The 321-nt window shown below is 35.8% G+C and carries 1 pseudogene; it reads right to left on the bottom strand.

The features are described from left to right. Positions 1 to 321, bottom strand: a pseudogene (locus C1G53_RS00220) (cell surface protein); the annotation flags it as partial.

Genomic DNA, 321 nt, shown 5'->3' with positions numbered 1-321 from the left:
GGCTGACCATCTTCTGATACAAAAGACAAAACCAATCTATCATCTGCTTTAAATTTTGAACCTGCTAAACTCTCGGAAAAAGTAACCTCAAACCGTCCATCTTTAGGATCAATTAGTGTCTTATCAGAGACAAAACTACCATTTATTGATAGATAGACTGAACCTTTGACAGAGGTATGACCAATAACTTTGCTCGTATGTTCAAAAACTGGTTCGATGAACACTTGATGCATTCCATTAGATGTTTTTTCTAATCTTTTTGCTGGAATTTCATAAGCCTCTGGATGTCGATTAGTCCTGAGATGGCAAATAGTTATTTGA

The sequence above is a fragment of the Streptococcus suis genome, assembly GCF_002960445.1.
In the GTDB taxonomy this organism is placed as follows: Bacteria; Bacillota; Bacilli; order Lactobacillales; family Streptococcaceae; genus Streptococcus; species Streptococcus hyiners.
Note: the sequence above shows the minus strand (reverse complement) of the source record. Positions and strands in the feature narration are given on the sequence as shown.